This window comes from Bradyrhizobium sp. SHOUNA76, from assembly GCF_023006445.1.
Lineage (GTDB): Bacteria > Pseudomonadota > Alphaproteobacteria > Rhizobiales > Xanthobacteraceae > Bradyrhizobium.
The window spans coordinates 1-5,745 of the sequence record NZ_JALBHA010000423.1 but is presented as its reverse complement, the minus strand read 5'-3'; the positions used below and the strand labels follow the sequence as shown (position 1 = coordinate 5,745).

The following is a 5,745-nucleotide window of genomic DNA, read 5'->3' as shown; positions in this document are numbered from 1 at the left end:
CGGCGAGCCGCGCCACCGAAGCGGGCACCTCGTCGGCGCGCGAGACCACGCGTTCGACCAGCCGGTCGAATTCCTCGCTGGACAGGCCAGTGCGCTCAACCATGCGGTTGCGCTTGCGCGGCTTGGCCATGTCGGCAACGGTGCCGTCCATATGGTCGTTGAAGGCGAACAGGTCGACGCGGCCCTCAGCGAGCCATTGGCTGATCTCGGCCTCGGCGTCGAGATTGTAGGTCTCGTGCCGCAGATGGAAGCGGGTGTCGGCGGCGAATTGCGGACGCTGCCGCTCGATCGCCTCCATCAGCCCGCGCGCGTTGTCGGCGCTGCGCAGGCCCGGCTCCCACGAACAGGTCGTGGCGTGAAACACGGTGGTGATGCCGTTGCTGATCGCCTGGCGGTCGCTGTCGGCGAGCGCGACGTCGATCGGAAAGTCGACGCCGGCGCGCGGCATCATCTGCCGCTCGAAGGCATCGCCATGGAGATCGACGATGCCGGGCAGCACCAGCAGGTTGCGCGCATCGATCGCCAGCCGCGCCCGGCCGCGAGAGGCGTCCATCGCGGCGATGTCCTGTCCGGACACCGCCAATGACGTTTCGACGAGCTCGGCGCCGATCAGGGTCCGGCCGCCTTCAAGGAAAATGTCTGTCACGCGACCGCGCTTCGTTTGCTGGCAAGGGAACTGGCATGAGAATTGGTGAGAGATCTCGCCCGTGCTTCGTATGTCGCAAGGAAATCTTCAATCCCAAGCTTGCGGAAATCGGGCAGGGCTTCACGCAACTTGTCGTGATCCCAGTCCCACCAGGCCAGCCGCGCAAGCCGTCCGGCGATTTCTTCCGAGAACCGCCGCCGCACGATGCGGGCCGGATTGCCGGCGACGATGGTGTAGGCCGGCACGTCCTTGGTGACGATGGCGCCGGCCGCGATCACCGCGCCGGTGCCGATGTTGCGGCCCGGCAGCACGATCGCGCCGTGGCCGATCCAGACGTCGTGGCCGATATGGACGTGATGCTGGCGCCGCCAGTCGAAGAACTCGGCATCGTCGCTCTCGCCTTCGAAATAGGCGCTGGAGCGATAGGTGAAATGCGCCTGCGTCGCGCGATGCATCGGATGGTTGCCGGGATTGATCCGCGTCATCGCCGCGATCGAGCAGAACTTTCCGATGGTGGTGTAGGTGATCTGGGCGTCATTAACGACGTAGGAGTAGTCGCCCATCGCCACGTCATGCAGGATCGTGCGCGCGCCGACCTCGGTATAGGCGCCGAGCCTGGTCTCGTGCAGCTTGGCCGAGGGATCGATGGTCGGCTGGACCGAAAGAGCTTTGGCGGCCATGTTGCATCCGGAGTTAAGAGGACGGACATTCCTCTTCGAGCGGCTTGATGACGACATCATGACACCGCGATGACAGGGGATGAGCTGTGTAGGATCGCCGCACTGCGACGCCCGTGTCACACAAGTGTTAAGCGTCGGCGTTAGCGGTGGGCTCCAGCTAATCTGGAGCCCTGCATGCTGGTGGTGGATGGTCTGACGTGTCGCTTCGGCGCAAAAGCCGCGGTGGACGACGCCTCGTTTCAAGTTTCCCCCGGCGGGTTCGTCGGTGTGATCGGACGGTCCGGCGCCGGCAAGTCGACGCTGCTGCGGAGCATCAACCGCCTGGTGACGCCGACTGATGGGCGCATCCTGTTCGACGGCATCGACGTCACCGCACTGCGTGGCAAGGAGTTGCGGCAGTGGCGGGCGCGTTCGGCGATGATCTTCCAGCAGTTCAACCTGGTCGGCCGGCTCGATGTCCTCACCAACGTCCTGATGGGACGGCTTGCGACGATGCCGGCCTGGCGCTCGCTGTCGCAAGTGTGGCCGGAGCAGGACAAGGCGCTGGCGATGTCCGCACTCGAACAGTTCGACATCGCATCGCTCGCCGCCCAGCGCGCCGACCAGCTCTCCGGCGGCCAGCAGCAGCGCGTGGCGATCGCGCGTGCGCTGGTGCAGCAGCCCGACATCATCCTTGCCGACGAGCCGATCGCATCGCTCGATCCGCGCAACACCAAGATCGTGATGGATGCGTTGCTGCGCATCAACAAGCATTTCGGCATCACCGTGCTCTGCAACCTTCATTCGCTCGATCTGGCGCGCAGTTATTGCGATCGCCTGATCGGCATGGCGCAGGGGCGCGTGGTGTTCGACGGGGCACCGTCCGCGCTGACCGACCACGTCGCGCGCGAGCTCTATGATCTCGAAGCCGCCGAGGTCATGGGCGGCATGCCTGTCCCGGCGCCCGCGGGTGTCCCCGCGCTCGGAACGGCCGCAGCCGCCTGAGCGACGTCTGTTTCTTGTGCAAGTCTTTGCGTCAACCGACCCCCAACCGATGAAGAGGGTATCATGATCACTCGCAGATTAGTCCTTGCCGGCGCCGCCGCGCTCGCGTTCACGGCTTCCGCCTCCGCCGACGACTGGAAGGCCAAATATCCTGAGTTGACCTTTGCGGTCGTCCCGGCCGAGAACGCCTCCGGCGTCACCGAGCGCTGGGCGCCGTTCGTGAGCTATCTCTCGAAGGAACTGGGCGTGAAGGTCACGCTGCGCATCGCCAATGACTACGCCGCTGTCATCGAAGGCCAGCGCGCCGGCAACATCCACATCGCCAGCTACGGCTCGGCCTCGTTCGCCCGCGCCCGCCTGACCGGCGTCAAGACCGACGCCTTCGCCAACGACATCAACGCCGACGGCTCGACCGGCTATTATTCGGTATTCTTCGTCAAGGCGAGCAGCGCCTACAAGAAGATCGATGACCTCAAGGGCAAGAATCTCGGCTTGGTCGATCCGAACTCGACCTCCGGCAACAACGTGCCGCGCTTCGAGCTGGACAAGATGGGCATCCATGATGCCGACACCTATTTCGGCAAGGTCGTCTTCACCGGCAGCCACGAGAACGCGATGCTGGCGCTGTCGCAGGGCACGGTCGACGTCGCCGCCAACCAGTGGACCAGCGACGACGATTCCACGCTGGCGCAGATGCTGACCAAGGGCATGCTGAAGAATGCCGACGGCTCGGCGATGAAGAAGGACGATTTCCGCATCATCCACAAGTCGGCGCCGATCATCAACGGGCCCTATGCCTACAATGCGGAGCTGCCGGAAGACGCCAAGGCCGCCATCGCGAAAGCGTTCTTCGACGCGCCGGCCAAGGACAAGGCCGCGTTCGATCGTCTCTCCGACGGCCAGAAGAAGGGCTTTCATCCCGCCACCACCAAGGATTGGGATGGCACGATCGAGCTGATCAAGTTCGTCGACGCGCTGCGTAAAAAGAAGGCGTCCTGACTATCGGGACGATGCCACTGGAGCCGGGTCGATCGACCCGGCTCTTTCTTTGACCGGACTTAATCTCAGGCCGATGACGACAGGGGTTTCGATCCTTCCCGAGCAGCAGCTCGCCGTGCTCAACGCCGCCTATCGCCGGGCGGTCGGGCGCAGGCGGCTCCGCCTGCTGTCGGGGATCGTGATCTTCGCCGCGGCGTTGCTGCTCGCCGCGATCGGCGCCGAAGTGAATTTGCGCACGCTCTTCACTTATTTCGGCAACTTCATCAGCTATTTTGACCGCATCCTCACGCTCGACAACGGCCAACGCGTCTGGACCGATGTCGGCGAGTGGCTGTGGGGCTGGCGCAAATGGCTGAAGATGCTGGGCGAGACCCTGCTCATCAGCTATGTCGGCACGCTGATCGGCGCGACCTTGGCATTCTGCCTCAACTTCTTCGCGGCCGAAAACACCTCGCCCGCACCTTGGTTGCGCTTCATCGTGCGGCGCCTGCTCGAATTCGCCCGCACCGTTCCGGGCATCGTCTTCGCGCTGATCTTCGTGATCGCCTTTGGTTTGGGACCCATGGCGGGCGTGCTCGCGATTGCGATCCACTCTACCGGCGCGCTCGGAAAGCTGTTCTCGGAGATCGTCGAGAACGCCGACATGAAGCCGGTCGAGGGCATCCGCTCGACCGGCGCGAGCTGGCTGTCCTGCATGCGCTTCGCCGTGGTGCCGCAGGTGACCGCGGGCTATGCCAGCTACGCGCTGCTGCGCTTCGAGATCAACGTCCGCGAAGCCTCCGTGATGGGCTTCGTCGGCGCCGGCGGCATCGGCCAGGAGCTCGTCGTCGCCATCCGCAAGTTCTATTATTCGGACGTCAGCGCGATCCTGCTCACCATCATCATCACCGTCTTCATCATCGACATCACCACCGGCTGGCTGCGCGGCCGCCTGTTCGGCGGGGAGGCGCGTACGTGACGGGGCCGCACGAGATCGATACGCGAGAGCTTCGCGCGCGCTACCCCGATGTATTCGACCGGCCCGCCTCGGCGCGTCTCGCCATGCCGGCGATGCTTGTCGCGGCGTTCGCGATCCTGGTTTATGGCCTCGTCGATCTCGATTTTTCGCCGTCGCGATTCATCGCAGGTCTCAGCCAGCTCGGCTGGATCAGCATGATGATGATCCCGCCCGATCCCGGCTCCTCGCTGTCGATCTACCTGAAGGCGCTCGGCGAGACTCTCTCGATCGCGCTGCTCGGCACGACGCTGGCTGCCGTGTTCGCACTTCCGGTCAGCCTGCTCGCCGCACGCAACGTGGTGCCGTCGAAGCTCCTGCGCTTTCCGGTTCGCCGCGTCCTGGATTCGATCCGCGGCGTCGACACGCTGATCTGGGCGCTGGTGTGGATCAACGTCGTCGGGCTGGGCCCGTTCGCCGGCGTGCTCGCCATCGCGGTGTCGGATTTCGGCGCCTTTGGAAAACTGTTCTCGGAGGCGATCGAGGGCGCCGACCAGAAGCAGGTCGAAGGCATCCGCGCCTCCGGCGGCAGCCCACTGCACGAGATCCGCTTTGGCCTGTTGCCGCAGGTCCTGCCCGTGATCGCGGGCCAGGTGCTCTATTTCATCGAATCCAACACGCGCTCGGCCACCATCATCGGCATCGTCGGCGCCGGCGGCATCGGCCTCCAGCTTGCCGAGCAGATCCGCGTGCTGGAATGGCAGAAGGTGTCGTTCCTGATCCTGATGATCCTGGTCGCAGTCGCCGCGATCGATTTTATCTCCGGCAAGCTGCGCTTTGCGATTATTGGGCGGCGCGCTGTGGCCTAAGTGACGGTGTCGTAGGGTGGGCAAAGGCGCGTTAGCGCCGTGCCCACGAATTTTCGCCGACATGATCAAAGTGGTGGGCACGCTACGATTTGCCCACCCCACTCGTCCCGTTTCTTGGAAAGAGCGCCCTACGACTCCACCAGAAACTCCACCCGCTCGGCGGCAAACCGCGAATGCTTGGTCATCAGCGGCTTGCCCTCCAGATCGTGGTCGGTGGCATCGACCACCAGGATCGGCCGTCCCAGCGCGAGATCCAGCCGTGCCGCGTCGGTTGCGTCGACGATGCCGGCGGTGATCCGGGTCGCCCCGCGGCGATAGTCGCGCACGCCATAATGTTCGAGCAGTTTCGTCATCGAGCGCGTCGCTGCGAACACGGCGCCCGCGTCGGGAAACAGCACGGCCGACAGCCAGGTGGTGGAGACGCAGATCGGCGTGCGATCGGCGAGGCGGATCGCCTCGATCCGCACCAGCGGCGCACCGGTCTTCAATCCGAGCTCCCGCGCCAGCTCGCGCGTCGCGACGTCCTCCGTTGCCTCGATCAGCCGGCCATGCGGTTCGCGCCCCTCGGCGCCGACGATCTCGGAAAAGCGGGTGCGCGAGCGCAGCGGATAGGCGAGCTTCTGCGCTTCGACA

6 protein-coding genes and 1 pseudogene are annotated in these 5,745 nt (G+C 64.8%); 4 read left to right on the top strand and 3 right to left on the bottom strand.

Going from position 1 to position 5,745, the window contains the following annotated elements; translation table 11 throughout:
* Together MOV74_RS29600 and MOV74_RS29595 are read right to left on the bottom strand one after the other, a co-directional pair.
* Positions 1-646, bottom strand: a pseudogene (locus tag MOV74_RS29600) (alpha-D-ribose 1-methylphosphonate 5-triphosphate diphosphatase); the annotation flags it as partial.
* Positions 643-1,326, bottom strand: a complete 684-nt coding sequence (locus MOV74_RS29595) for a chloramphenicol acetyltransferase (protein WP_246930222.1) — start codon at positions 1,324-1,326, stop codon at positions 643-645. The pseudogene MOV74_RS29600 and the gene MOV74_RS29595, both read right to left, overlap by 4 nt.
* Before the next feature lie 174 nt (positions 1,327-1,500).
* Between MOV74_RS29595 and phnC the strand changes: the two genes are divergently transcribed.
* From phnC to phnE (MOV74_RS29575), 4 genes are all read left to right on the top strand, one after another.
* Positions 1,501-2,310, top strand: coding sequence for a phosphonate ABC transporter ATP-binding protein (gene phnC, locus MOV74_RS29590; protein WP_246930221.1), 810 nt, complete (start codon positions 1,501-1,503; stop codon positions 2,308-2,310).
* A 63-nt stretch (positions 2,311-2,373) separates the two neighbouring features.
* Positions 2,374-3,309: a phosphonate ABC transporter substrate-binding protein gene (phnD, locus tag MOV74_RS29585; RefSeq protein WP_246930219.1), complete on the top strand. Its 936-nt coding sequence runs from the start codon at positions 2,374-2,376 to the stop codon at positions 3,307-3,309.
* Between the two features lie 73 nt (positions 3,310-3,382).
* Positions 3,383-4,267, top strand: a complete 885-nt coding sequence (gene phnE / locus MOV74_RS29580) for a phosphonate ABC transporter, permease protein PhnE (RefSeq protein WP_246930217.1) — start codon at positions 3,383-3,385, stop codon at positions 4,265-4,267.
* A complete protein-coding gene (gene phnE, locus MOV74_RS29575; protein ID WP_246930216.1) occupies positions 4,264-5,112 on the top strand; it encodes a phosphonate ABC transporter, permease protein PhnE in 849 nt (282 codons plus the stop codon). The genes phnE (MOV74_RS29580) and phnE (MOV74_RS29575) overlap by 4 nt, the downstream gene beginning before the upstream one ends.
* Positions 5,113-5,240: 128 nt before the next feature.
* On the opposite strand, the gene phnF is transcribed toward phnE (MOV74_RS29575), so the two are convergent.
* On the bottom strand, positions 5,241-5,745 hold a 505-nt coding region (gene phnF, locus MOV74_RS29570), incomplete at its 5' end, for a phosphonate metabolism transcriptional regulator PhnF (RefSeq protein WP_246930215.1).